Annotated in this window: 22 protein-coding genes; 14 read left to right on the top strand and 8 right to left on the bottom strand. The window is 61.7% G+C overall.

Annotated elements, in window-relative coordinates:
* Window positions 1-60 precede the first annotated feature (60 nt).
* Together PSAKL28_RS11200 and PSAKL28_RS11195 are read right to left on the bottom strand one after the other, a co-directional pair.
* The gene (locus tag PSAKL28_RS11200) at window positions 61-756 is read right to left on the bottom strand and encodes a tRNA (adenine(22)-N(1))-methyltransferase (protein WP_038610162.1); all 696 of its coding nucleotides are present in this window, start codon (window positions 754-756) and stop codon (window positions 61-63) included.
* Window positions 757-936: 180 nt separating this feature from the next.
* Window positions 937-1347, bottom strand: coding sequence for a MerR family transcriptional regulator (locus tag PSAKL28_RS11195; RefSeq protein WP_038610160.1), 411 nt, complete (start codon window positions 1345-1347; stop codon window positions 937-939).
* 90 nt (window positions 1348-1437) lie between these two features.
* On the opposite strand from PSAKL28_RS11195, the gene PSAKL28_RS11190 reads away from it, so the two are divergent.
* The 7 genes from PSAKL28_RS11190 (at window position 1438) to PSAKL28_RS11160 (ending at window position 12003) form a co-directional block, all read left to right on the top strand.
* Window positions 1438-2268 (top strand): alpha/beta fold hydrolase, encoded by an 831-nt coding sequence (locus PSAKL28_RS11190; protein WP_038610157.1) that lies wholly within the window; start codon window positions 1438-1440, stop codon window positions 2266-2268.
* 117 nt (window positions 2269-2385) lie between these two features.
* On the top strand, window positions 2386-3624 hold the full coding sequence (locus PSAKL28_RS11185; RefSeq protein ID WP_038610154.1) for an NADH:flavin oxidoreductase/NADH oxidase family protein: 1239 nt from the start codon (window positions 2386-2388) through the stop codon (window positions 3622-3624).
* 107 nt (window positions 3625-3731) lie between these two features.
* Window positions 3732-4028, top strand: a complete 297-nt coding sequence (locus PSAKL28_RS11180) for a DUF4189 domain-containing protein (RefSeq protein WP_038610151.1) — start codon at window positions 3732-3734, stop codon at window positions 4026-4028.
* A gap of 182 nt (window positions 4029-4210) precedes the next feature.
* A complete protein-coding gene (mexE, locus tag PSAKL28_RS11175) occupies window positions 4211-5452 on the top strand; it encodes a multidrug efflux RND transporter periplasmic adaptor subunit MexE (RefSeq protein ID WP_038610148.1) in 1242 nt (413 codons plus the stop codon).
* Window positions 5453-5464: 12 nt separating this feature from the next.
* Window positions 5465-8644 (top strand): efflux RND transporter permease subunit, encoded by a 3180-nt coding sequence (locus tag PSAKL28_RS11170; protein WP_038610145.1) that lies wholly within the window; start codon window positions 5465-5467, stop codon window positions 8642-8644.
* Window positions 8641-10068, top strand: coding sequence for an efflux transporter outer membrane subunit (locus PSAKL28_RS11165; RefSeq protein ID WP_038610142.1), 1428 nt, complete (start codon window positions 8641-8643; stop codon window positions 10066-10068). Before PSAKL28_RS11170 ends, PSAKL28_RS11165 begins: the two co-directional genes overlap by 4 nt.
* An 879-nt stretch (window positions 10069-10947) precedes the next feature.
* The gene (locus PSAKL28_RS11160) at window positions 10948-12003 is read left to right on the top strand and encodes a tetratricopeptide repeat protein (RefSeq protein ID WP_038610139.1); all 1056 of its coding nucleotides are present in this window, start codon (window positions 10948-10950) and stop codon (window positions 12001-12003) included.
* A gap of 54 nt (window positions 12004-12057) precedes the next feature.
* Here the strand turns inward: PSAKL28_RS11160 and PSAKL28_RS11155 are convergent, their stop codons facing one another.
* Window positions 12058-12516 carry a nucleoside deaminase gene (locus tag PSAKL28_RS11155; protein WP_038610136.1) on the bottom strand — a complete coding sequence of 153 codons (459 nt, stop codon included), beginning with the start codon at window positions 12514-12516 and terminating at the stop codon, window positions 12058-12060.
* Between the two features lie 153 nt (window positions 12517-12669).
* On the opposite strand from PSAKL28_RS11155, the gene PSAKL28_RS11150 reads away from it, so the two are divergent.
* Together PSAKL28_RS11150 and PSAKL28_RS26470 are read left to right on the top strand one after the other, a co-directional pair.
* A complete protein-coding gene (locus PSAKL28_RS11150) occupies window positions 12670-13374 on the top strand; it encodes a type 1 glutamine amidotransferase domain-containing protein (RefSeq protein ID WP_038610133.1) in 705 nt (234 codons plus the stop codon).
* A gap of 108 nt (window positions 13375-13482) precedes the next feature.
* Window positions 13483-14286, top strand: a complete 804-nt coding sequence (locus tag PSAKL28_RS26470; RefSeq protein ID WP_051939300.1) for a CSS-motif domain-containing protein — start codon at window positions 13483-13485, stop codon at window positions 14284-14286.
* A gap of 61 nt (window positions 14287-14347) precedes the next feature.
* On the opposite strand, the gene hppD is transcribed toward PSAKL28_RS26470, so the two are convergent.
* A complete protein-coding gene (gene hppD / locus PSAKL28_RS11140; protein WP_038616518.1) occupies window positions 14348-15424 on the bottom strand; it encodes a 4-hydroxyphenylpyruvate dioxygenase in 1077 nt (358 codons plus the stop codon).
* Between the two features lie 310 nt (window positions 15425-15734).
* On the opposite strand from hppD, the gene PSAKL28_RS11135 reads away from it, so the two are divergent.
* Both PSAKL28_RS11135 and rarD read left to right on the top strand, forming a co-directional pair.
* A complete protein-coding gene (locus PSAKL28_RS11135; RefSeq protein WP_051939298.1) occupies window positions 15735-17315 on the top strand; it encodes an EAL domain-containing protein in 1581 nt (526 codons plus the stop codon).
* 32 nt (window positions 17316-17347) lie between these two features.
* On the top strand, window positions 17348-18235 hold the full coding sequence (gene rarD / locus PSAKL28_RS11130; protein WP_038610130.1) for an EamA family transporter RarD: 888 nt from the start codon (window positions 17348-17350) through the stop codon (window positions 18233-18235).
* On the opposite strand, the gene PSAKL28_RS11125 is transcribed toward rarD, so the two are convergent.
* Window positions 18198-19769, bottom strand: coding sequence for a TerC family protein (locus PSAKL28_RS11125; protein WP_038610127.1), 1572 nt, complete (start codon window positions 19767-19769; stop codon window positions 18198-18200). The genes rarD and PSAKL28_RS11125 overlap by 38 nt on opposite strands.
* 339 nt (window positions 19770-20108) lie before the next feature.
* Here PSAKL28_RS11125 and PSAKL28_RS11120 point away from each other — a divergent pair, with 339 nt between their 5' ends.
* Entirely contained in the window at window positions 20109-20696 is a 588-nt protein-coding gene (locus tag PSAKL28_RS11120; protein ID WP_038610124.1) for a LysE family translocator, read from the top strand.
* Here PSAKL28_RS11120 and PSAKL28_RS11115 read toward each other — a convergent pair.
* Entirely contained in the window at window positions 20685-21470 is a 786-nt protein-coding gene (locus PSAKL28_RS11115) for an AraC family transcriptional regulator (RefSeq protein WP_038610121.1), read from the bottom strand. The genes PSAKL28_RS11120 and PSAKL28_RS11115 overlap by 12 nt on opposite strands.
* Window positions 21471-21475: 5 nt before the next feature.
* The gene (locus tag PSAKL28_RS11110; RefSeq protein ID WP_038610119.1) at window positions 21476-22018 is read right to left on the bottom strand and encodes a helix-turn-helix domain-containing protein; all 543 of its coding nucleotides are present in this window, start codon (window positions 22016-22018) and stop codon (window positions 21476-21478) included.
* Between the two features lie 159 nt (window positions 22019-22177).
* Between PSAKL28_RS11110 and PSAKL28_RS11105 the strand changes: the two genes are divergently transcribed.
* Window positions 22178-22960, top strand: coding sequence for an aldolase (locus tag PSAKL28_RS11105; RefSeq protein ID WP_038610116.1), 783 nt, complete (start codon window positions 22178-22180; stop codon window positions 22958-22960).
* 37 nt (window positions 22961-22997) lie between these two features.
* Window positions 22998-23900 carry a dihydrodipicolinate synthase family protein gene (locus PSAKL28_RS11100; RefSeq protein ID WP_038610113.1) on the top strand — a complete coding sequence of 301 codons (903 nt, stop codon included), beginning with the start codon at window positions 22998-23000 and terminating at the stop codon, window positions 23898-23900.
* On the opposite strand, the gene PSAKL28_RS11095 is transcribed toward PSAKL28_RS11100, so the two are convergent.
* Complete coding sequence (locus PSAKL28_RS11095; protein WP_038610110.1) at window positions 23877-24890, bottom strand: AraC family transcriptional regulator; 1014 nt, start codon at window positions 24888-24890, stop codon at window positions 23877-23879. The two genes, PSAKL28_RS11100 and PSAKL28_RS11095, sit on opposite strands and share 24 nt — an antisense overlap.
* Between the last annotated feature and the right edge of the window lie 84 nt (window positions 24891-24974).

Raw genomic sequence — 24974 nt, 5'->3', positions numbered from 1 at the left:
GACAAAAGCTAGTCCGTTTTTTCACAGGCGATAGAGCGCTGGTGAATAACCGCTTCGAGCTCAAGCCAGCAGTTCGGTAATCCAGCGGACCTGCCGTGCGGTGTCCTGCACCTTCTCCTCGGGCACAGCATGCCGCGCCCGGGCGAAGTTGTTCAGAGTCTTTTGCTTGAGGCGCAGTTTGCGCTGCCACTTGGCCAGGAACGCCGGGCTGCGGACCTGCATCTGCAGCGGGCCGAAGTACAGCTCTTCGGCGGTGTACATCACCTTACCGGTGCGCTCGGCGACGATGATTTCGTAGTCGAAGCGGTTTTCCCGCAGCACTTCCTCATGGAGGATGCAGTAGCCATTTTCCATCAGCCACTGGCGCAGTGGCTGCTCGCCGCCGTTGGGCTGCAGGATCAGACGCTCCTGGCCGTTCAACTGGGCTTTGCCGCTGGCGAGGATGTCGCGGATCGTCTCACCGCCCATGCCGCAGATGCTGATCGCGGTGATGCCGTCGCCCGGCTCGATCGCCGCCAGGCCGTTGGCCAGGCGCACAGTAATGAACTGCTGCAGACCGTTCTCGCGCACGCTGCGCTCGGCCGCCTGGAACGGCGTCAATGCCACCTCGCCAGCCACCGCCGTGGTGATGGCGCCACGGCGCATCAGTGCCACCGGCAAATAGCCGTGATCCGAGCCGATATCGGCCAGGCGCGCACCGGCCGGCACTTGCGCCGCCACGCGCTCCAGGCGCATGGACAATGTCTGTTGGTTCAACCGCTACCCCTACTCACCACTGATCGGGGCGCGATTCTGTCGAGCAATGCTGTGCATTTCAAGTTTATGCGACCAAGGCCATGCTCGGTAGGAGCGGGCTTGCCCCGCGATTGCGATCTGTCAGTCACATCGCATCGCGGGGCAAGCCCGCTCCCACCGAGGGTATTTCCTTCAGCCTGTTCAGGTCGCCTGCTGTTCCAGCAAACGCTCCATCAGCATTCTGGCGTTGTCGGTGCAAGCCCGGTCCTCGGGGCGGTTTTCGATGCTGTCGATGGCCACCAGCAACTGAGCACGGTTCTGTTCCAGCTGCTTTTGCAGCACCTCAATTTCGGCGACCTTGCGCTTGAGCCCGGCGAGCAACTGCTCATGCTGCCAGCCCTCGGGGCTCGCCGGCAGCAACTGGCGGATCTCGTCGAGGCTGAAACCGGCACCCTGGGCGCTGGTGATGATCTGCAGAGTCCATAGCGCCTGCGCCGCGTAGTCGCGGTAACCATTGGCCTTGCGCGCCGATGTAATCAGGCCGCTGGCTTCATAAAAGCGAATACGCGAAGCACTCAGGCCGCTGCGTTTCGCCAGTTCTCCTATTCTCATAGCTCGCCTTCAGTATGGCATTGACCTTGAACCTTACTTAAACCCTGGCGTCGACTCACGCAACAAGCACATCTCAGAGGAGCAGCGAACATGGCATTCGTCACAACCAAAGATGGTGTTGAAATCTTCTACAAAGACTGGGGCCCGCGCGACGCCCAGGTGATCTTCTTCCACCACGGCTGGCCACTGAGCGCCGACGACTGGGACGCGCAGATGCTGTTTTTCCTGGCCCAGGGCTACCGCGTGATTGCCCACGACCGCCGCGGCCACGGGCGCTCCAGCCAGGTCTGGGACGGCCATGACATGGACCACTACGCCGATGACGTGGCGGCGGTGGTCGATCATCTGGGCGTCCGCGGCGCGGTGCATGTCGGCCACTCCACCGGCGGCGGCGAAGTAGTGCACTACCTCGCCCGCCACGGTCAGGAACGCGCCAGCAAAGCGGCGATCCTCGGCGCCGTGCCGCCATTGATGGTGCAGACCGCCAGCAACCCCGGCGGCCTGCCCAAGTCGGTGTTCGACGACCTGCAGGCGCAGCTTGCGGCCAACCGTGCGCAGTTCTATTACGACATTCCGGCCGGGCCGTTCTACGGCTACAACCGCCCGGGAGCGGCGCCGTCGCAGGGAGTGATCTGGAACTGGTGGCGCCAGGGCATGATGGGCTGCGCCAAGGCCCACTATGACGGCATCGTCGCCTTCTCGCAGACCGACTTCACCGAGGACTTGAAGCGCCTCAGCCTGCCGGTGCTGGTGATGCACGGCGATGACGATCAGATCGTGCCCTACGAAAACTCGGGACTGCTGTCGGCCAAGTTGCTCAGCAACAGCACCCTGAAAACCTACAAGGGCTTCCCCCACGGCATGCCCACTACCCACGCCGAGACCATCAACGCCGACCTGCTGGCCTTCGTGCGCAGCTGATGCACGGGTGCCGGAGGTAATGCCTCCGGCACCCGCCCTTGCCAACTGAAAACAGCTGTTGACATTAAAGTTAACTTTAAAGTTATGGTTTGAACACGATCAATCGAGGTAGCCCCCATGAACGTGTTCGACAAGCTGACGCTGCCCAACGGCAGCGAGATCCCCAATCGTTTGGCCAAGGCGGCGATGGAAGAGAACATGGCCGACGCCGAGCAAGCGCCGTCCGAGGCGCTGATGCGCCTGTACCAGGCCTGGGCCGAGGGTGGTGCCGGCCTGTTGATCAGCGGCAACGTGATGGTCGACCGCCGTGCCATGACCGGCCCCGGCGGCGTGGTGCTGGAAGACGACCGGCAACTGGCCAGCTTCCAGCGCTGGGCCCGCGTCGGGCGCGCCCAGGGCGCGCAGTTCTGGCTGCAGATCAACCACCCCGGGCGGCAGATGCCGGCCGACCTCGGCCAGCAGACCTGGGCGCCTTCGGCGATCGCGCTGGAGCTGGGCACGATGTCCCGGCACTTCAGTCCCCCGCAGGCAATGACGCAAGCCATGATCGGCGAAGTGATCGAGCGCTTCGCCCGTAGCGCGCAACTGGCCGAGCAGGCCGGCTTTACCGGGGTACAGATTCACGCCGCGCATGGCTATCTGTTGAGCCAGTTCCTCTCGCCGTTGAGCAACACGCGCACGGATGCCTGGGGCGGCTCACTGGAGAACCGTGCGCGCTTGCTGTTGGAGATTGTCAAAGCCGTCCGCGCCGTGGTGACGCCGCAGTTTGCCGTGGCGGTCAAGCTCAACTCCGCCGACTTCCAGCGCGGCGGCTTCAGTGCCGACGATGCGCGCCAGGTTGTGAGGCTGCTCAACACCCTGGACGTCGATCTGGTCGAACTCTCCGGTGGCAGCTACGAAGCGCCGGCCATGCAGGGCGAGGCCCGCGACGGACGCACCCTGGCGCGTGAAGCCTACTTCCTGGAATTCGCCCGCGATGTACACAAGGTGGCGCGCATGCCGCTGATGGTGACCGGCGGCATCCGCCGTCTGCCGGTGGCCGAGCAGGTGATCGACAGTGGCGTGGCCATGGTCGGCATCGGTACCGCACTGGCCATCGAGCCCAACCTGCCGCGCGCCTGGCAGCAGGGCAAGAACAGCGCGCCGGTATTGCCGCCGATCACCTGGAAAAACAAGGCGCTGGCGTCGCTGGCGAACATGGCGCTGGTCAAGTTCCAACTGCGCAAGCTTAGCTTGGGCAAGGCGCCCAGGCCGCAGGTTTCACCGTTGCGCGCACTGCTTGAGCAGCAACTGGCGAACACGCTGCGCGCCCGCCAGTACCGGCGTTGGATGGCACAGCGTTCAGTCCAGCAATGACAGCGCCCGCCGATTCCGACCAGCAGTGCCGATCGTGCGTAATTGACAGCTACGATTGGTGTATCGACCGTTTTGACCGCAGTCGGACTTAGTAGAGGGGAAACGCGATGACCGGCAAATCAACGTTCAACTGCGTATCACTGCTGGTCCCTTCGCTCCTCGCCATCAGTCTGGCGCTGGCGGCCGGCTGCACAAGCAAACCGACGAAAACCACCTACTCCAGCTCACAAACAGGCTCCAGCTGTTACGCCAAAGCCCTGCCCACTGCTGGCGAAGGCGGCCTGGCCTGGGGCGCGACCCTGCAAATGGCGCGGCAAAAATCCTTGAACAACTGCATACGCTACGCCGGCCGCTCCGGGGGGACGCCCGATACCTGCAGGGTGGTGTTGGCCGAGTGCAAGTAGCTGGCCTCCTCCGGTGGGAGCGGGCTTGCCCCGCGATGCGATGCAACTGACCAATGACAATCGCGGGGCAAGCCCGCTCCTACCATCATTCCGAATGATAGTTACCTTCGGCCCGTTCGATTCGTTGTTAATAGTTACAAATCGCAGAATCCGCCCATTCTTAATACATTGGCGGATTCTCCATGGAACAGTCACTCAAACCTTTGCGTTACCCCCTGGCTCTATTGGCAGTACTGGTGATGAGTGCCTGCGGTCGCACCCCGGAGGCCGTACAGGCCCCCGCGGCGGCCAAGGTCAGCGTCGCCAAGGTGCTGGAGCAACCGATCAATGAATGGGACGAGTTCACCGGCCGCCTCGAAGCGCCTGAGACGGTAGAAGTCCGACCACGTGTTTCCGGCCAGATCGATCAGGTGGCCTTCACCGAAGGCGCTCAGGTCAAGCAGGGCGACCTGTTGTTCCAGATCGACCCGCGGCCGTTCCAGGCCGAAGTGCGCCGTCTCGAAGCCCAGCTGCAGCAAGCCCGCGCCACCGCCATCCGCAGTGAAAACGAAGCCCGCCGTGGCGAGCGCCTGCGCAGCAGCAATGCCATTTCCGCGGAACTGGCCGAGTCGCGCAGCAGTGCTGCTGCCGAGGCCCGCGCCGGTGTCGCCGCGATCCAGGCGCAACTGGACCTGGCGCGCCTGAACCTGAGCTTCACCCGGGTCACCGCACCGATCAGTGGCCGGGTCAGCCGTGCCCAGTTCACTGCCGGCAACATCGTCAGCGCCGATGTCACTCCGCTGACCAGCGTGGTCTCAACCGACAAGGTGTATGCCTACTTCGACGCCGACGAACGCGTGTACCTCAAATACACGCAACTGGCCCGCAACGGTCAGCGCGGCCAGAGCACCCCGGTATACCTGGGCCTGTCCAACGAAACCGGCAACCCGCACCTGGGCCAGATGAACTTCGTCGACAACCAGGTCAACCCCAAGACCGGCACCATCCGTGGCCGGGCCGTGTTCGATAACAGTGACGGGCAATTCACCCCGGGTCTGTATGCGCGCCTGAAGCTGGTCGGCAGCGCCACCTATTCAGCGGTGCTGATCAATGACGAAGCGGTGGGCACCGACCTTGGCAAGAAGTTCGTGCTGGTCATGGACAAGGACAACAAGGCCGCTTACCGCGCCGTGGAACTGGGCCCGAAACTTGAAGGCCTGCGCATCGTGCGCAGTGGCCTGAGCAAGGAAGACCGCATTGTGGTCAAGGGCCTGCAGCGAGTGCGTCCCGGCTCGCCGGTCGACCCGCAGGACACGCCGATGGCCAGCGACGCGACCATTGCCGCCCTCGCCCAACAACGCCAAGCGCTGGAAGCCAGCACCCAGGGCAAGCCTGCCGCCACTGCCACCGTCAAGCTCGCCAGTGCCTCGGCACCGCGCGGTTAAGGAACCGGTCCGATGAATTTTTCCAAGTTCTTTATCACCCGGCCGATTTTCGCCGCCGTGCTATCGCTGCTGATCCTGATTGCCGGCAGCATCTCGCTGTTCCAGCTGCCGATCAGTGAATACCCTGAAGTCGTGCCGCCCACCGTGGTGGTGCGTGCCAACTTCCCCGGGGCCAACCCGAAAGTGATCGGCGAAACCGTTGCCGCCCCCCTGGAGCAGGCAATTACCGGCGTCGAGAACATGCTCTACATGTCCTCGCAGTCCACCGCCGACGGCAAGCTGACCCTGACCATTACCTTCGCCCTCGGTACCGACCTGGACAACGCCCAGGTGCAGGTGCAGAACCGGGTGACCCGGACCCAGCCCAAGCTGCCCGAGGAAGTGACCCGCATCGGTATCACCGTCGACAAGGCCTCGCCCGACCTGACCATGGTCGTGCACCTGACCTCGCCGGATAACCGCTACGACATGCTCTACCTGTCCAACTACGCCATCCTCAACATCAAGGATGAGCTGGCGCGCCTGGGCGGTGTCGGCGATGTGCAGCTGTTCGGCATGGGCGACTACTCCCTGCGGGTGTGGCTGGACCCGAACAAGACTGCTTCGCGCAATCTTACCGCCAGTGATGTGGTTGCCGCCATTCGCGAGCAGAACCGTCAGGTTGCCGCCGGCCAGCTGGGTGCGCCACCCGCACCGGGCAGCACCAGCTTCCAGCTGTCGGTCAACACCCAGGGCCGTCTGGTCAGCGAGGAAGAGTTCGAGAACATCATCATTCGCTCCGGCGCCGATGGTGAAATCACTCGCCTCAAGGACATCGCCCGGGTCGAGCTGGGTTCCAGCCAGTACGCCCTGCGCTCGCTGCTGAACAACCAGCCGGCGGTAGCCATTCCGATCTTCCAGCGCCCTGGCTCCAACGCCATCGAGATCTCCGATGAAGTGCGCTCGAAAATGGCCGAGCTGAAGAAAGACTTCCCCGAAGGCATGGACTACAGCATCGTCTACGACCCGACCGTGTTCGTGCGCGGCTCCATCGAGGCCGTGGTGCATACCCTGTTCGAGGCCCTGATTCTGGTGGTCCTGGTGGTGATCCTGTTCCTGCAGACCTGGCGTGCCTCGATCATTCCACTGGTGGCGGTGCCGGTTTCCTTGATCGGTACCTTTGCGGTGATGCACCTGTTCGGCTTCTCGCTCAATGCGCTATCGCTGTTCGGCCTGGTGCTGGCCATCGGTATCGTGGTGGACGACGCCATCGTCGTGGTGGAAAACGTCGAACGTAACATCGGCCTGGGCCTGAAACCGCTGGAAGCCACACAAAAAGCCATGGGTGAAGTGACCGGTCCGATCATTGCCACCGCCCTGGTGCTGTGCGCCGTGTTCGTGCCTGCGGCATTCATCTCCGGCCTTACCGGGCAGTTCTACAAGCAGTTCGCCCTGACCATTGCCATCTCCACGGTAATCTCGGCGTTCAACTCGCTGACCCTCTCGCCAGCGCTGGCAGCGGTACTGCTCAAGGAGCACCACGCGCCTAAGGACCGTTTCTCGAAAGTGCTTGAGCGCCTGTTCGGTGGCTGGTTGTTCAACCCGTTCAACCGTTTCTTCGACCGTGCCAGCCACAGCTACGTCGGCGCCGTCGGCCGGGTCATCCGCAGCAGCGGCATTGCCCTGTTCGTCTATGGCGGCCTGATCGTCATGACCTGGCTGGGCTTCTCCTCGACTCCGACCGGCTTTGTGCCAGCGCAGGACAAGCAGTACCTGGTGGCCTTCGCGCAATTGCCGGACGCGGCCAGCCTGGACCGCACCGAGGCGGTGATCAAGAAGATGAGTGAAATCGCCCTCAAGCAACCGGGCGTAGCCGACTCCGTGGCCTTCCCGGGCCTGTCGATCAACGGCTTCACCAACAGCCCGAACAGCGGCATCGTCTTTACCCCACTCAAGCCGTTCGATGAGCGCAAGGACCCTAGCCAGTCGGCTGCCGCCATTGCCGCCGCACTGAACGCGCAGTTCGCCGATATCGAAGACGCCTACATCGCGATCTTCCCGCCGCCACCGGTACAGGGGCTGGGCACCATCGGCGGTTTCCGTCTGCAGATCGAGGACCGTGGCAACCTGGGTTACGAGGCGCTGTACAAGGAAACCCAGAACATCATCGCCAAGAGCCATAACGTGCCGGAGCTGGCCGGGCTGTTCACCAGCTATCAGGTCAACGTGCCGCAGGTCGATGCCGCCATCGACCGGGAAAAGGCCAAGACCCACGGCGTGGCCATCAGCGACATCTTCGATACCCTGCAGATCTACCTGGGCTCGCTGTATGCCAACGACTTCAACCGTTTTGGCCGTACCTATCAGGTCAACGTCCAGGCTGAACAGCAGTTCCGTCTCGAAGCCGAGCAGATCGGCCAGCTCAAGGTGCGCAATAACCAAGGCGAGATGATCCCGCTGGCGACCTTCATCAAGGTCAGTGACACCTCCGGGCCTGACCGCGTGATGCACTACAACGGCTTCATCACTGCCGAGATCAACGGTGCCGCGGCCCCTGGCTACAGCTCCGGTCAGGCCGAACAAGCGATCGAGAAACTGCTCAAGGAAGAACTGCCCAACGGCATGACCTTCGAATGGACCGATCTGACCTTCCAGCAGATTCTTTCCGGCAATACCGCGCTGTTCGTCTTCCCGCTCTGCGTATTGCTGGCCTTCCTGGTGCTGGCTGCCCAGTACGAAAGCTGGAGCCTGCCATTGGCGGTGATCCTGATCGTGCCGATGACCCTGCTCTCGGCGATCACCGGGGTGATCCTGTCGGGTGGCGACAACAACATCTTCACCCAGATCGGCTTGATCGTACTGGTGGGCCTGGCGTGCAAGAACGCGATCCTGATCGTCGAGTTCGCCAAGGACAAACAGGCTGAAGGGCTCGACCCGCTGGCCGCGGTACTGGAAGCCTGCCGCCTGCGTCTGCGGCCGATCCTGATGACCTCGATCGCTTTCATCATGGGTGTGGTGCCGCTGGTGTTCTCCTCCGGTGCCGGTGCGGAAATGCGTCATGCCATGGGTGTGGCGGTGTTCTCCGGGATGATCGGGGTGACCTTCTTCGGCCTGCTGCTGACGCCGGTGTTCTTTGTCCTGATCCGCCGTTATGTCGAACGCAGCCAGGCCCGCAAGGCGGAACGTGCGCTGAAGCTGGAGACTCAAGCATGAACAGCCGTCTGAAAGTTTTTATGCCGAGCCTGCTGGTGCTGGCCCTGGCCGCCTGTGCGGTGGGCCCGGACTACAAGGCCCCGGACACCGCAGCGGCGCAACTGAGCGCCGCCAATGACCCGGCGGCCAAAGCTGAATTTGACCGTAGCCGTTTCGAAAGCATCTGGTGGAAGCAGTTCGACGATCCGGTACTCAACCAGCTGGTCAGCCAGTCGCTGCAAGGCAACCGCGAACTGCGCGTGGCCTTCGCCCGGCTCAAGGCGGCACGGGCGATTCGCGACGACGTCAGCAACGATGCCCTGCCGACCGTGACCAGCCGTGTCAGCAGCGACTTGGGCAAGGGGCAAGTTCCGGGACAGACCGACGATCGGGTCAACAGCGAGCGCTACGACCTGGGCCTGGACATGGCCTGGGAGCTGGACCTGTTCGGCCGCATCCAGCGCCAGCTGGAAGCCAGCGAGGCCCAGCAGGACGTGGCCCAGGCCGACCTGCAACAGCTGCAGGTCAGCCTGATCGCCGAACTGGTCGATGCCTATGGCCAGCTGCGCGGTGCGCAGTTGCGCGAGAAGATCGCCCTGGCCAACCTCAAGACCCAGCAAGACTCGCGCGGTATCACTGAAACCCTGCGCGATGCCGGGGTCGGTAATGACCTCGATGTCGTCCGTGCCGATGCGCGGCTGGCGCAGGTAGAGGCCACCGTACCGCAGCTGCAGGCTGAACAGGTACGTGCACGCAATCGCATCGCCACCTTGCTCGGCCAGCGTCCGGATGCATTGAGCGTCGACCTCTCGCCAGCGCAACTGCCGGCCATTGCCAAGGCGCTTCCGGTCGGTGATCCAGGTGAACTGCTCAAGCGGCGTCCGGACGTGCGCAGTGCCGAACGGCAATTGGCAGCGGCAACGGCCACTATTGGCGTGGCGACGGCCGACCTGTTCCCACGGGTCAGCCTCAGCGGTTTCCTGGGCTTTACCGCCGGTCGCGGCTCACAACTGGGCTCATCGGCGGCGCAAGCCTGGGCGCTGGGCCCGAGCATCACCTGGGCGGCGTTCGACCTCGGTAGCGTGCGGGCGCGCCTGCGCGGTGCCAATGCCGATGCCGAAGGGGCTCTGGCCAACTACGAACAGCAGGTTTTGCTGGCGCTGGAAGAGTCGGAAAACGCTTTCAGTGACTACAGCAAGCGTCAGCAACGTTTGCTTGCCCTGCTGCGTCAGAGTGAAGCCAGCCGCAAGGCCGCCGACCTCGCTTCGATCCGCTATCGCGAAGGGACTGTCGACTATCTGATTTTGCTCGACGCTGAACGCGAACGCCTGAGCGCTGAAGACGCTCAGGCTCAGGGTGAGGTTGACCTGTACCGTGGCATCGTGGCGATTTACAAAGCCCTGGGCGGTGGCTGGCAGGCCGAGAGTGTTGCCGCGGCGAACTGATTCAACGACTCCTTTGGTTGGTTTCTGACCGGCCCTTTGCCCCGCCTGCTCTCGCTCGCGGGGCTTTTTTGTGGTTTTTCTTGCAGTCCTGGGGTTGGGTTGTTGAGGCTGCGAGCTTATCCATTGGGTGTGGCGACGCTGACGGCCCCTTCCGCCTTTACGGCGGCCTACTTTCCTGTTGGGGAAAGTAGGCAAAGCCGCCTGCTCCTGCATACGGCCCTACGCTGCGCTCCGGGTCCCTTCGCTACGGTGTCCTCCTGAAGTTGCAAAGTTACGGGCGGCGCCTGTGCTGACGTATCTTCGAAATCTGATTCTGGCGGAGCCAGGATGTCATCGCGGGGCAAGCCCGCTCCCACCGGGTCAATTGGTCTCCGGTGGGAGCGGGCTTGCCCCGCGATATAGACCTGCCAGTTACATCGCATCGCGGGAAAATCCCGCTTCAAAGTGTTGATCTTGGCCTTCATGCACGCAAATTCAGGCGCCGCGGACTGCGACTTCATGAGGCTGAGTGGAGGTGCCTGTAGGGGCCAGTGCGCAGCACCTTCGGCATAGCCGAAGAACGCGAGCCGTAGACTTGGCGAAGCAAGTCGTAGGCCGCGTGGCCCCGGAAGGTGCCGGAGCGAAGGGACCCGGAGCGCAGCGTAGGGCCGGATGCAGGAGCGAGCGGTTTTGCCTACTTTTTCCAAGAAAAAAGTAGGCCGCCGTAAAGGCGGAAGGGGCCGGCAGCGTCGCCACACAAAATGGATAAGCCCACAGCCCCAACACCACAACACCGCAATCCAAAGGTCAGCGCCCCACACCAAGACCTACAGCATTTGACGCAGACACCTACCTGTCACAAGCTGATACCCTTGCCTGCCGCGTGTCCCGGATCCACCCATGTCGAAACAGCGCCAATACACCCTGATCAGCCTGATCCTGCTTATCGTCCTGGGCCTTGGCGGGTACTTCTGGCGTGACGACAGCCCCGCGCCGGCGCCGGCACTCAAGCACACCTATGCCAAGGCCCTGGCCATGGCCCACAACGGCCAGCCCGGCGCGGCCAGGGTGCTGTATCAACAGCTGGGCCGCACCGATCTTTCCGCCATCCGCCGTGCCGGCCTGTACGCCGAACTGCCCAACTACCCCTCGCCGCTGGCGCTGAAACTGGCCAACCGCGACTTGCAGCACGATGACCCACTGGTTCGCCGTGCCGCCATCGCCAGCATTCAAGCCATGCTGCCCGGTGCCCAGCGCAGCCTGGCCCTCGGACCGTTGCTCGACGATGAAGAGCAAAGCGTGCGCTTCGCCGTGGTCGATGCCTTGCTGGGGCTGGGGCCTGACGATATCGGCCTGTATTTCGGGCCCTTGCAGCACACCCTGGAGCAGTATCAGCAGGTACTCGCGCAGCAGACCGACGACCCTGCCGCGCAGTTGCATCTGGCCCAGCTTTACCTGCACGAAAACAGTCTCAAGCAAGCCGCCGCGGCCCTCGACAAAACCCTGCAACTGGACCCGGACAACCTTCAGGCCCTGGCCGTGAAGGTACAACTGCTGGAGCGCCAGGAACAGACCGATGCCTCGCGTAAGGTACTGGCCGATGCCTTGCAGCAACGCCCGGACTCGGCCTTCCTGCAGCACGAACTGGGACACTGGCTGCTGCGCCACGGCCAGGATGAATATGCCCTGCTGGCGTTTGCCCGCGCCCTGGAGCTCGAGCCGGATAACAACGAGTACCGCTACACCCTGGCGACCACGCTACACCAGCTTGAACAGGTGGAACCGGCGCAGAAGCAGCTCGAAGCACTGGTATCCCGTGACCCGGCCAACCGCAAGGCCAGGGTGTTGTTGATCGAGTACTGGAAAGAAACCGGGCAGATGCAGAATGTGCAGGTGCTGCTGGCCCAGCTCGAACAGTTGAACCCCGACGATCCGCTGGTGCAGCAAGGTCTCTAGGCGCGGACCATGGTCTATCTGCTATTGGAGCACCTGCACCGCTGCCAGTCGCTCCTAGCGACCGATATCCTCGTTCCACAGCTCTGGCCGGGCTTTGATGAAATCCTTCATCATGCCGATGCAGGCGTCATTGTGTTGAACCTCAAGTGCCACACCGCGGGACTTGAGCAACGCCTCTTCACCGAGGAAGGTCTGGTTTTCGCCGACGATCACCCGCTTGATCCCGTACAACAGGATCGCGCCACTGCACATCGCACAGGGAGACAAGGTGGTGTACAGCGTCGACTCGGCATACACCCTGGCCGACTGTCGCCCGGCATTCTCCAGTGCGTCCATTTCGCCATGCAGGATTGCGCTGCCGGACTGCACCCGCCGATTGTGCCCGCGACCGATGATCTTGCCCTTGTGCACCAGCACCGAACCGATCGGAATGCCGCCCTCCTCCAGCCCCTGGCGCGCCTCGTCGATGGCGGCCTGCATGAATTCGTCCGTTTGCGCTGTCGTGTTGCTCATGAGGCTGTTGACTCCAGTGTCAGATTCGAGGCTCCAGCAAGGCTAGCACACAGCCAGCAAGGAATGGCAACCTGGCCAGGCACTACTATGCTGTAGGGGTTTACCTTGGTGATCCGGGCGAACCGGGTCCGATCCAGTGAAGGGAGTCTGGTGATGAGCAAAAAGATTCTGGTGGTCCTGACCAATACGGCCAAATACCCGACGCTCAAACGTGCCACCGGGCTCTGGCTGGGTGAGGCGGTGCATTTTGTCGAGCACGTCGAGAAGGCAGGCTACAAGGTCGATTACCTCAGCCCGGCGGGTGGCTATGTGCCGATCGACCCTCACAGCCTGAGCATGGCCCAGGACATTGACTGGGAGTGGTACAACAACAAAGCCTTCATGAATCGCCTGGGCAGCACCTTGAGCCCTGGCCAGGTCAAGGCTCAGGACTACGCAGCGATCTACTATGCCGGCGGACACGGGGTTATCTGGGACTTCCCGGACAATGCCGGGCTGCAGGACCTGGCGCGACGCATTTTCGAGGCCGGGGGGGTGGTCGCTTCAGTCTGTCATGGTGCCGTGGGGCTGCTCAATATCAAGCTCAGCGACAACACGCTGCTGGTCAAGGACCGTGAAGTGACGGGGTTCTCCAATATCGAAGAACAATTGGCCGAACTGGACAAAGTGGTACCCTACCTGACCGAGACCGAACTGAGTGCCCGGGGCGGGATCTATCGCAAGGCAGAAGATCCCTGGAAAGAATTTGCCATCGCCGACCAGAAAGAAGGCCGATTGATCACCGGCCAGAATCCGGCATCCGGGGCAGCGGTAGCCAGGTTGGTTGTGAAGTCCCTGGCTGCAGGCAAGGCCACTTGAACCTGACGTCAAGTTGAAGAGTACTACAGCCGCTAGCAATGACGCCTACAGGCGACCCGGGTGCGCTTCTCTATGCTGACCCTCCGTTCAGCATAGAGGCACCCAACCATGGTTCCACACTCCCACGCCGGGCGTAGCCTGATCGAGTTTCTTGTCACCCTTCTGATCGGGCTGGCACCTGTCACCTGTGGCCTGCTGGTACTTGTGTTGCAGGTCGACCGTAAGCAAGAAGAAACCATTGAGGTGACCGCTCGCGAAGCCGTGTACGCCATCGACAGGGTTATCCAGTCCCTGCACGACACCAGTCAGCAAGCCATAAAACTGCTTGATAAGCCCTGTGAAGCGGTTTTGTCTGACTTGCGCATGGAAATGGTCAAACAACCGAACGTACGCTCATTGGCACTGAAAAAGGACAATCGAATTTATTGCAGTACGCTGTATGGTTCGACAGATATCACCCTTGATCTGGGCAGTTATGTTGAAGGGCGTCTGCGCGTGTACCCAAGCAACATTGCAACCCCGGGCTCGGACATCCTGCTGTATCGGCTGCAGGAGGGCCGTTCCGCGATAATTACTGCCGCCAACCTCAAGGTCCTGCAGGCAGAGTTGCTCGGTTTCCAGAACTCTGTGGTGTTGAGTCTGCAATTCGGTGGCCAGTATGTCTGGGAAACCGGCAACGGCGAGTACTACAAGGTACCCAATCATGCAGAAAACACCCTGAAGCTCACATCAGAACAGTATGGGTACACCGTACACGCCGGTTATCCGGACGGCGAATCCTGGCAGGTGATTCGCCAGGCGATGCGCAGTGCCTTACCGTCACTGCTGCTGGTCGGCATCATGACCTCGGCAGCCGGATACTGGGGGATGTTCAGAAGAACGAGAAATCGTTCAACGCCTGCGCAGCCCTGACAGCACAAACAAAAAAGGCCATTGAGAACCCTCAATGGCCTTTTACTGTCATGGCGCTCGATTACTCGGCGTTCAGCACACCGCGGCGTACCTGATCGCGCTCGATGGATTCGAACAGTGCCTTGAAGTTACCTTCACCAAAGCCGTCATCGCCCTTGCGCTGGATGAACTCGAAGAACACCGGCCCCATCAGGGTTTCCGAGAAGATCTGCAACAGCAGACGCTTGTCGTCGGGCTGCGAAGAGCCATCGAGCAGGATGCCGCGGGCCTGCAGTTCGTCGACTGGCTCGCCGTGACCTGGCAAACGACCTTCGAGCATTTCGTAGTAGGTTTGCGGCGGCGCAGTCATGAAGCGCATGCCCAGTTTCTTCAGCGCATCCCAGCTCTTGAGCAGGTCATCGGTGAGGAAGGCCACATGCTGAATGCCTTCGCCGTTGAACTGCATCAGGAACTCTTCGATCTGCCCGGCGCCCTTGGACGACTCTTCGTTCAACGGGATACGGATCATGCCATCGGGCGCGGTCATGGCCTTGGAGGTCAGGCCGGTGTACTCGCCTTTGATGTCGAAGTAACGGATTTCGCGGAAGTTGAACAGTTTCTCGTAAAACGCCGCCCAATAGGCCATGCGTCCACGGTAAACGTTATGGGTCAGGTGATCGATGATCTTCAGGCCGGCACCGACCGGGTGACGGTCGACACCTTCAATGAAATTGAAGTCGATGTCGTAGATCGAGCTGCCTTCTTCGAAACGGTCGATCAGGTACAGCGGCGCACCGCCGATGCCTTTGATCGCCGGCAGGCGCAGCTCCATCGGACCGGTTTCGATTTCTACCGGCTGAGCCCCCAGTTCCAGGGCACGGGCGTAGGCCTCATGGGCGTTGCGCACGCGAAAAGCCATGCCGCACACCGACGGACCGTGCTCGGCCGCGAAGTACGAAGCGATGCTTTTCGGTTCGTTGTTGAGGATCAGGTTGATGTCACCCTGGCGGTACAGGTGCACATCCTTGGAACGGTGGGTCGCCACCTTGGTGAAGCCCATGATCTGGAAGATCGGCTCCAGGACGCCTGGGGTCGGCGAAGCGAACTCGATGAATTCGAAGCCCATCAGGCCCATCGGGTTTTCAAAAATGTCGGCCATGCTCATTACCTCATCATCAAAGCGCTAAAAACGGTGATTACTTGCTATCGATGTCGAGCGAAGATGGCGGCGCGCAGGAGATGCCCCTCACACTGCGTGCGAGGTAGTCACCATAGATCAGCTTGAACCCATGACACTTCATATGGACCCATTCTCGGCGGGTTGATTCCTCGAGTGGCGAGGAACCTTATTATTGTATGCGTAAGATGATTCTACAGTGCGTAATCCAATTTGTCGCACTTTAAGTTCAGACACGATTCCGACGTACGGCTATCCTCTGCGCAGTTCTGTATTTTTCAGGTTAGTCCCTATGCCCTTTTCGGTAAAACACCGCCCTTTACGCCTTTGGCGCACACTCTTGCCCTGGCTGGTCGGTGCCTTGCCCATGGTGTGCGGACTGCTGATCATGCACTGGCAAGCCGGCCGGGAGCTGCAGAACCGCAGCGAAGCCAGTGCACAACGGGTAGGTGGCCAGATTGAACGGATCCTCGACAGTGCCTCCCGCGCCGCCAGTGAACTGCTGCCGCTGGCCGGTCATCCGTGCGTTGAAGAAAAACTGGCCCTGCGTGATCAAGTCACCCGGCGCGCCTTTGTTCGCTCCACCAACCTCGAGTACCGCGGCGAACTGTATTGCAACTCACTGTTCGGGCCTTACAGCGAGCCGGTCAACGTCGATAACTATGTTCAAGGCAAACTGTGGCTGATGGATGGCAATTCGGTAACCCCCGGGCATCCATTGCTGGTGTACCGGGTGTCTGAAGGCGAACGGGGCGCTATCACCACAGTCGATGGCGATCATCTGATCGGGGCCCTCTACCTGCTCGGCACCGACAATCAGTTAATCCTGCAAGTGGGGCAAAACTGGATAGACCGCAGTGGTCAGGTCCACAAAGGCCTTGCCCCAACATCTGAGGTGGCCGCCAGCGAGTATGTTTCGACGCGCTATCCCTTCTCTATTCACAGCGGTTACACCCAGGGCAAGGTTGGCGAACAAATGCGCAGCGAGTATCCGGCCCTGTTCGGTCTGCTGGTAATGCTCGGCGCCATGGCGGCCGTTACCTGCTACTGGCAACTGCGCCGGGCCAGCTCGCCACGGGTGGAACTGCAGCGGGCCATCGAGGCCAACGAGTTCATCCCCTACTTCCAGCCCGTGGTACGCCATGGCGACTACCGCTGGGCCGGTGTCGAGGTGCTGATGCGCTGGCAGCATCCACGCGAAGGCCTGGTCCGTCCTGACCTGTTCATCCCCTATGCCGAACACAGCGGCCAGATCGTGCCCATGACCCGCCAGCTGATGGCCCGTACCGTCGAGGTATTGGCCCCGCATGCCGCGCGCATGGCGGATGGCTTTCACATCGGTATCAACATCACCGCCGATCATTGCCAGGATCTGGCCCTGCTCGATGACTGCCATGCGTTCCTCGCAGCCTTTCCCAAGGGCCGCGTGCGCCTGACCCTGGAATTGACCGAGCGCAAACTCATTTCCCCGAGCGAGGTCACCCATGCGTTGTTTGCCGGGCTTCACGACCTGGGAGTGATGATTGCTGTGGACGACTTCGGTACCGGACAATCGAGCCTGGCTTATTTGCGGCAGTTCCAGGTCGACTATCTGAAGATCGACCAGAGCTTCGTGTCGATGATTGGCGGTGATGCGCTGTCGTTGCATATCCTCGACAGTATCATCGAGCTTTCGAGCAAGCTGGGCCTGGGTATCGTTGCCGAAGGGGTGGAAACCGAGGCACAACGTGACTACCTGGCCCGGCACAACGTCGATTTCCAGCAAGGCTACCTGTTTGCCCGGCCAATGTCGGCCGAGGCATTCATTCAGGCCCTGGAGGCACAAGGCCTGGCGTCAACCACTGACAACCAGGTCCTGACCCAGGGTGGCTGAGCGCCCTTCTTTTTCCTGCTACAGAGGCCCTCGTGTCCAAAGGCATCGTTTCATCAGTCATGGCGTCGTGCTTGTTCGCCGTGATGTATTTCTACACCTCGCTGTTAACACCGCTTGACGGTGAGGAAGTCTTTGGCTGGCGTACCCTGCTGACCCTGCCCTGCCTGACCCTGTTCATGCTGCTGAGCAAGGACTGGCCGCTGATTACCGGCCTGCTCAAACGGATCCGGCACAAGCCGATACTGCTGCTGGGGTTGATCGGCACCTCATCGCTGATGGGTGTGCAGCTCTGGCTGTTCCTCTGGGCGCCGTTGCACGGGCGCAGCCTGGAGGTGTCGCTGGGGTATTTTCTGCTGCCGCTGACCATGGTTCTGACCGGGCGCGTGGTCTACGGTGAACGCCTGTCACGCCTGCAGAAACTGGCGGTGGCCTGTGCCGCAACCGGCGTTGCCCACGAGCTGTACCAGCACGGCAGTTTCGCCTGGGAAACCCTGCTGGTCGCCATCGGCTATCCGCTGTACTTCATCCTGCGGCGCAAATGCCGCACCGACCACCTCGGTGGCCTGTGGGCCGACATGTGCCTGCTGCTGCCGACGGCGCTGTACTTTGTCATCCAGGGCCCGTTGAGCGCCCAGGACCTGGTCGAACACCCGGCCCTGTACGGCCTGATTCCGTTGCTGGGGGTGATCAGCGCGCTGGCGCTGATCTGCTACGTACTGGCAAGCCGCCTGCTGGCGTTCAGCCTGTTCGGCCTGCTCAGTTATGTCGAGCCGGTGCTGCTGGTGGCTGTGGCCCTGCTACTGGGCGAGACCATCGGTCCCGACCAGTGGCTGACCTACCTGCCGATCTGGCTGGCAGTCGTGGTGCTGATCCTTGAAGGCGTCAAGCACCTGCTGCGCCATCAGCGGCGCTCGGTCTGAGGCGTACCTCGCGGACCCGACGTTCCTCCACCGCAACCACAGTCATCTGCCAACCATTCCACTGCAGGCAGTCGCCGACCACCGGCAAGCGATCAAGCAGGCTCATGACCAGACCGGCGAGGGTCTGGTAATCCTCGGTCGGTTTGGCGGCAAAGCCGGTGCGCGCCTGGATCTGGCTCAGGTTCAAGGCACCGCTGACGACAAAGCCCTGCTCGTCCTCGACGATCCCCGGCCCCTCGACCTCGCTGGCATCAGGCAATTCACCGGCGATGGACTCGAGGATGTCGGTCATGGTCAGGATGCCGGTGAAGTCACCGAACTCGTTGACCACAAAAGCGATGTGCGTCGACTGGTTGCGCATCTGTTCCAGGGCGTTGAGGATGCTGAAGCTCTCCAGCAGGTTCAGCGGCGCGCGAACCAGGCTTTCCAGGTCTGGCTCGTTACCGGCCAGCAGCTCCTTGAGCAACTCCTTCTTGTGCACAAAGCCCAGTGGTTCTTCGATACGACCGTTGCGGATCAGTGGCAAGCGCGAGTAGGACGAATGCATCAACGCCGTACGAATGGCGTGCGGAGTTTGCGCCAGGTCGATGGCATCGACCTGGGCCCGCACGGTCATCAGCGTCTTGATCGGACGTTCGGCAAGGTTCAGCACACCGCTGATCATCACCCGCTCGCGCCGATCGAACAGCACATGCTCCTCGCCGCCCTCGACCAGGTCGGCAATTTCCTCACCAACCTCGTCCGCCTCGATACGCCGCCCGCCCAACAGACGCAGCACCGCATGGGCCGTGCGTTCACGCAACGGCCGGTGTTGCTGCAGGCTGCGCTTGCGTCGGGCACGGGCCACCTGGTTGAACAGTTCGACCACAATGGCGAAACCGATAGCCGTGTACAGATAGCCCTTGGGAATATGGAAGCCCAGCCCTTCCGCAGTCAGGACGAAGCCGATCATCATCAAGAAGCCCAGGCACAGCATGATCACCGTCGGGTGGCTGTTGACGAAACGTGTCAACGGCTTGCTGGCGACGATCATGATACCGATCGAGAAAATCACCGCGATCATCATCACCGACAACTGCTCGACCATGCCCACGGCAGTGATCACCGCGTCCAGCGAGAACACCGCGTCGAGCACCACGATCTGCGCGACGATAGGCAAGAACGCGGCATGACGGGTGCTGCCACCGGACTGCGCGACATGGCCCTCCAGGCGTTCGTGCAGTTCCATGGTGGCCTTGAACAGCAGGAACACACCACCGAAGAGCATGATCAGGTCACGGCCGGAGAAGCTCTTGCCGAGCACCTCGAACAACGGTTCGGTCAGGGTCACCATCCAGGAAATACTGGCCAGCAAGCCCAGGCGCATGATCAACGCCAGGGACAAACCGATCACCCGCGCACGGTCGCGCTGATGCGGTGGCAGCTTGTCGGCAAGGATGGCGATGAACACCAGGTTGTCGATACCCAGCACCAGTTCCAGAACAATCAGCGTGGCAAGGCCCAGCCAGGCCGTGGGGTCGGCTAGCCATTCCATGGGCGGGTACTCATCTGGGCGAACAGCGGGGAAACGTCACAGGGACGGGAGAATGGCCAGGACGGCCAGGTACTGGGGGGCTCCGAGAACGAAGTCATAACAACCTGATATCAATTGGGGGTGAGATCCTACAATTGCAGCAGGGATTTCTTACAGCGCAAAACTATTTCAAATTCTGTATCAGAACGGTGGGAGCGGGCTTGCCCCGCGATGCGGTATGGCAGGTACACCGCGATCGCGGGGCAAGCCCGCTCCCACCGGTTGCAGGGCAATTTCCTTCAATACCTGCTCCAGCCAAACCAGCAGACTGAGTTCACCTTTCTTACAGGATGAACACCAATGAGTCTGACCCTGTCCATGGCCGCCTTTGCGCTGGCCGCCTCCATCTCCCCCGGTCCGGTCAACATCGTCGCCTTGGGCAGCGGTGCCCGTTATGGCTTGCGTGCCAGCCTCAGGCATGTCACCGGTGCCACCCTGGGCTTCAGCCTGCTGCTGTTGCTGATCGGCCTGGGGCTGCACGAATTGCTGCGTTACTGGCCAGCCATGACCCAGGTCCTGCATGCCGGCGGCGTGGCATTTTTGCTGTACATGGCCTGGAAACTGGCCAGCGACCGCGGTGAACTGGCCAACAGCAGCGCCCCGGCAGCCCCCTCGATGCTCGCCGGGGCAACCCTGCAATGGCTCAACCCCAAGGCCTGGCTGGCCTGCGTGGCCGGTGTCGGCGCTTATGTCGGCGAAGGCGAAACCACCCTGCTCTGGCAGTTCACCGGCATCTACTTTGTCATCTGCTACCTGTCCATCGCCAGCTGGGCCTGGGCGGGAAGTGTCATCAGCCAGTACCTGGGTAACCCGTACCGCGTACGTGTGTTCAACCGCGCGCTGGCGGCGCTGCTGGTGGCTAGCGCCCTGTACCTGTTACTGGCCTGATCGATAGTGGCCGGGGGTCGCCGCCAGGTGACGCTTGAACGCCCGCTGCAGGTGGGCCTGGTCGGCAAACCCGGCTTCCAGCGCCACCTCGGCGATCAGCGCGCCGCGGCGCAGGCGGGCGCGGGCAAACTGCACCCGTTGATCCAACAGGTAGCCATGGGGCGTCAGACCGAACTGTTGCTTGAAGGCGCGGATCAGGTATGAGGTAGACAGCCCCGCCGCCGCGCCAATGTCTTGCAGGCGCAACGGCTGGGTGCAGTGCTCGCGGATGAAGGCGGCAGCGGCCAGCAAGCGCGGATTGACCCGCCCCGCTGCCGGCACGCCGGAGGGCAACTGCTGGATCAGTTCACTGAAAAAAATGCATAACGCAGCGTGCTTGCTGGCGATGCTGAACTGATCATCCACCAGCAGGGCATGCAGGTGGCACAGGTCCTGGTAGAGGGACGGCGAAGCGCTGCTGAGCGCCTCGAACGGCTGGAACCCCAGCGCCTGCAACCAGGGCAGGTCCACGTACAGCATGAGGTACGACCAGGGTTCACCCTCGATCGGGTTGCAGGTATGCACCACGCCGGGGTTCATCAGCACCACGGTACCGGCGCTCACCTGCTGGTGGCTGTCACCGCTCACATAAGTACTGCGGCCAGCGGTGATCGCGCCGATGGAAAAGCTCTCGTGGGAATGCGCTGCATAGCAGACTTTGCGCCCATCCTCGACGCTGCGCGCCTCGATGAACGGCAGCGCCGGGTCACGCCAGAATCGAGAGTAGCCGTCCATCGACTTCAGCCTTCGGCGTCATGCACCACCACCAGCAATTGCGCCTGCACCTCGCCCAGCGAGCGCAGACGATGCGGCGTCTGGGCGTTGAAGTACAGCGCATCACCACGTTCGAGGATGACCCGCTCACTCATGAAGTCCACTTCCACCTGGCCTTCGTGAACAAACAGAAACTCCTCGCCCAGGTGCTCCTTGAAGGTCGAGTCGCTGAAATCGGCGGGTGGGCTGATGATGAACGGCAGCAAGCTGCGGCTGCCGATATGGTTGGCCAACACCGCATAGCCCGGGCCCTGAGCGCTCCCGGAAAGTGCCTGGCGCTCACCGCTGCGTACCAGGCTAAAGCGGGCCTGGCCGGGCGCATCTTCGGCAAACAGCTCTTCGACATTGACACTCAGCGCCCGCGCCAGCTTCAGCGCAGCGGCAATCGACGGCGTGTTCAGGCCACGCTCGACCTTGGAAAGATAACTCTTGGTCATGCCGGACTTCTCGGCCAGCACCTCCAAGGTAATCCCCAGTTTTTTTCTCAGCAATTTCAATCGGATAGACATGTGGTGCAATTTTCCCAGTGCCACGGGCAAGCTTTTTCTTGCTAATGACACATTGTGTCATTTATCCTTTTTTGTGTCATTTGCTTAACCGCCCCTTCACCTTCCAAGTAACCGGGGCGGGCCAGCCTGACATTTCTCTACACCATCGAGGATATCCCCATGGCCAAGACTCTGGCATTGCCCAAGGACCAACTGATCAAGCAGGCCCTTACACAGATGCAAGGCTCGCTTGCCGATAATACGTGGACTGCACGGGAAAAGCTGGCCCTGACCTGTCGAATTCTCTTCGACAATGGCCACGACTCGGGCCTGGCCGGGCAAATCAGTACCCGCGGGCCACAACCGGGCACCTTCTACACCCAACAACTGGGGCTGGGCTTCGACGAAATCACCGCCAGCAACCTGTTGCTGGTCAATGAAGACCTCGAAGTGCTCGAAGGCCAGGGCATGCCCAACCCGGCCAACCGCTTCCACAGCTGGGTGTACCGGGCACGCCCGGATGTGAACTGCATCATCCACACCCACCCTACCCATGTCGCCGCGCTGTCGATGCTGGAAGTGCCGCTGCAGGTTTCGCACATGGACCTGTGCCCACTGTATGAAGACTGCGCCTTTCTTGAAGCCTGGCCCGGGGTGCCGGTCGGCAACGAAGAAGGTGAAATCATCAGCGCAGCGCTAGGCGACAAACGCGCCATCCTGCTCTCGCACCATGGCCAGTTGTCCACCGGCACCAGCATCGAGGAAGCCTGTGTCATCGCCCAGTTGATCGAGCGTGCGGCCAAGCTGCAGTTGCTGGCGATGGCCGCAGGCGAAGTCAAACCGATCGAGCCGGCGCTGGGCCGCGAAGCCCACGACTGGATCTCCCGGCCAAAACGCCACAGCGCCGCCTTCAACTACTATGCGCGGCAGTGCCTGCGGGTGCATGCCGACTGCCTGAACTGATTGTTCGCCCTTTTGCCTTACTTGCGGAGTACGTTTCATGACCACGAAATTCCACGGCATCATCGGCTACACCATCACCCCGTTCAGCAGCGACGGCCAGCACCTTGACCTGCCTGCCCTGGGCCAGTCCATCGACCGCCTGATCGCCGGTGGCGTGCATGCCATCGCCCCGCTGGGCAGCACCGGTGAAGGCGCCTACCTGAGTGATCGGGAATGGGACCAGGCCACCGAGTTCAGCCTCGCCCACATCGCAGGCCGAGTGCCAACCATCGTCAGTGTCTCGGACCTGACCACTGCCGGCGCCATCCGCCGTGCACGCTTTGCCCAGGCCCATGGCGCCGATGCGGTGATGGTCTTGCCAACGGCGTACTGGAAACTCAGCGAAGCAGAAATCTTCGAGCACTACCGTGCTATCGGCGCCAGCATCGACGTGCCGATCATGCTCTACAACAACCCCGCCACCAGCGGCACCGACATGTCGGTGGAACTGATCCTGCGCATCGTGCGCGAGGTTGAAAACGTCACCATGGTCAAGGAGAGCACCGGCGACATTCAACGCATGCACAAGCTGCAACTGCTCGGTGAAGGCAAGGTGCCGTTCTACAACGGTTGCAACCCGCTGGCCCTGGAAGCGTTCATCGCCGGTGCCAGTGGCTGGTGCACCGCGGCGGCGAACCTGATTCCCGAACTCAACCAGGCCCTGTACAAGGCCATCGTCTGCAACGACCTGAAAACCGCCAAGTCGGTGTTCTACCGTCAGTTGCCGCTGCTTGACTTCATCCTCAAGGCAGGCCTGCCTGCTACGGTCAAAGCCGGCCTGGCCATACGCGGCTTGCCAGTAGGCGAGCCTCGGCGGCCGGTATTCGCCCTGAACCAGGCTGGACAGGATCATCTGCGCGCATTGCTGGACGACCTGCTAACGCCGGGTAGCCATGCGTAACCGATAACCACCCGGACTTTCGCCGGTCCACTTCTTGAACGCGCGGTGGAACGCGCTGGGTTCCTGGAACCCGGTGCGTTCAGCGATCTCGGCAATGCTCATGTCGGTTTCGCGCAGGCATTCGAAGGCTGTGGCGCGGCGTACTTCATCCTTGATCTGCTGGAACGAGCGGCCTTCACGTTCCAGCTGCCGGCGGAAACTGCTGGCACTCAGGCCCTGGCGCTTGGCCATAGCCACCAGCGTTGGCCATTGGCCCTGATCACGCTCACGCAGGTAGCGGTATATCTGGGCCACCTGGCCGCTGTGATTGCGGTAGCGAATCACCAGCCATTGCGGGGCACTGCGTAGAAACGTCTTGAGCCCGGCGAGGTCCTGGATCACCGGCAAACGCAGATAGTCAGCGGCAAATTCAATCTCGCTCACGCCCGCCCCCAACTGCAGATTGGGGCCCCAGAGCAGCGGATCATCGTCCTGCGCCGGGCGCATATCCGTCAGCGCGGTGCGATCGATGACCAGGCGTTGCCCGCCCAGCCAGCACAACAGGCTGATCACCAAGGCCAGAAAAGTCTCATCGGCATACACCCGGGTCACTGGATCTTCGATTCGTGACTGCACGCTGATCACCGCCCGCGCGCCCTTGATCGACAAGCTGGCATGAATGTCACGCAAGAACAGACCGAAATAGCTCAGGCACTGGCGCAGGGCTTTTTCCAGGGTCGGTTCCTGAATCAGACCACGGCAGATCAGGGCAAAACTGCCGGTCGGCATGCCATGGCTGTCGAGATTGAAGAATTCGTCGTCCAGGTCCTGGATCAGGATCAACCAGAGCCGGGTAAAGGCGGTGGCCGGCACCCGGGCCCCCACGGTCCCGAGCACTGCCGGATCGATACCGGCCTCGCGCAACAAAGCCTGCGCCCGCTGCGGCTGGTCGCGCAGGGCGTGCAACATGCTATGGACGAAGTAAACCGCGACTGTATCGTTTTCCCGCATGGCGGATTCCGCAAGGTATGGCAAAAAATACCAGACTCAGTGAACAGTTATGGCATAGGCCCGGCGAAAGGCTTTGCCTAGACT

The sequence above is a fragment of the Pseudomonas alkylphenolica genome (genome assembly GCF_000746525.1).
Taxonomy (GTDB): domain Bacteria; phylum Pseudomonadota; class Gammaproteobacteria; order Pseudomonadales; family Pseudomonadaceae; genus Aquipseudomonas; species Aquipseudomonas alkylphenolica.
Note: the sequence above shows the minus strand (reverse complement) of the source record. Positions and strands in the feature narration are given on the sequence as shown.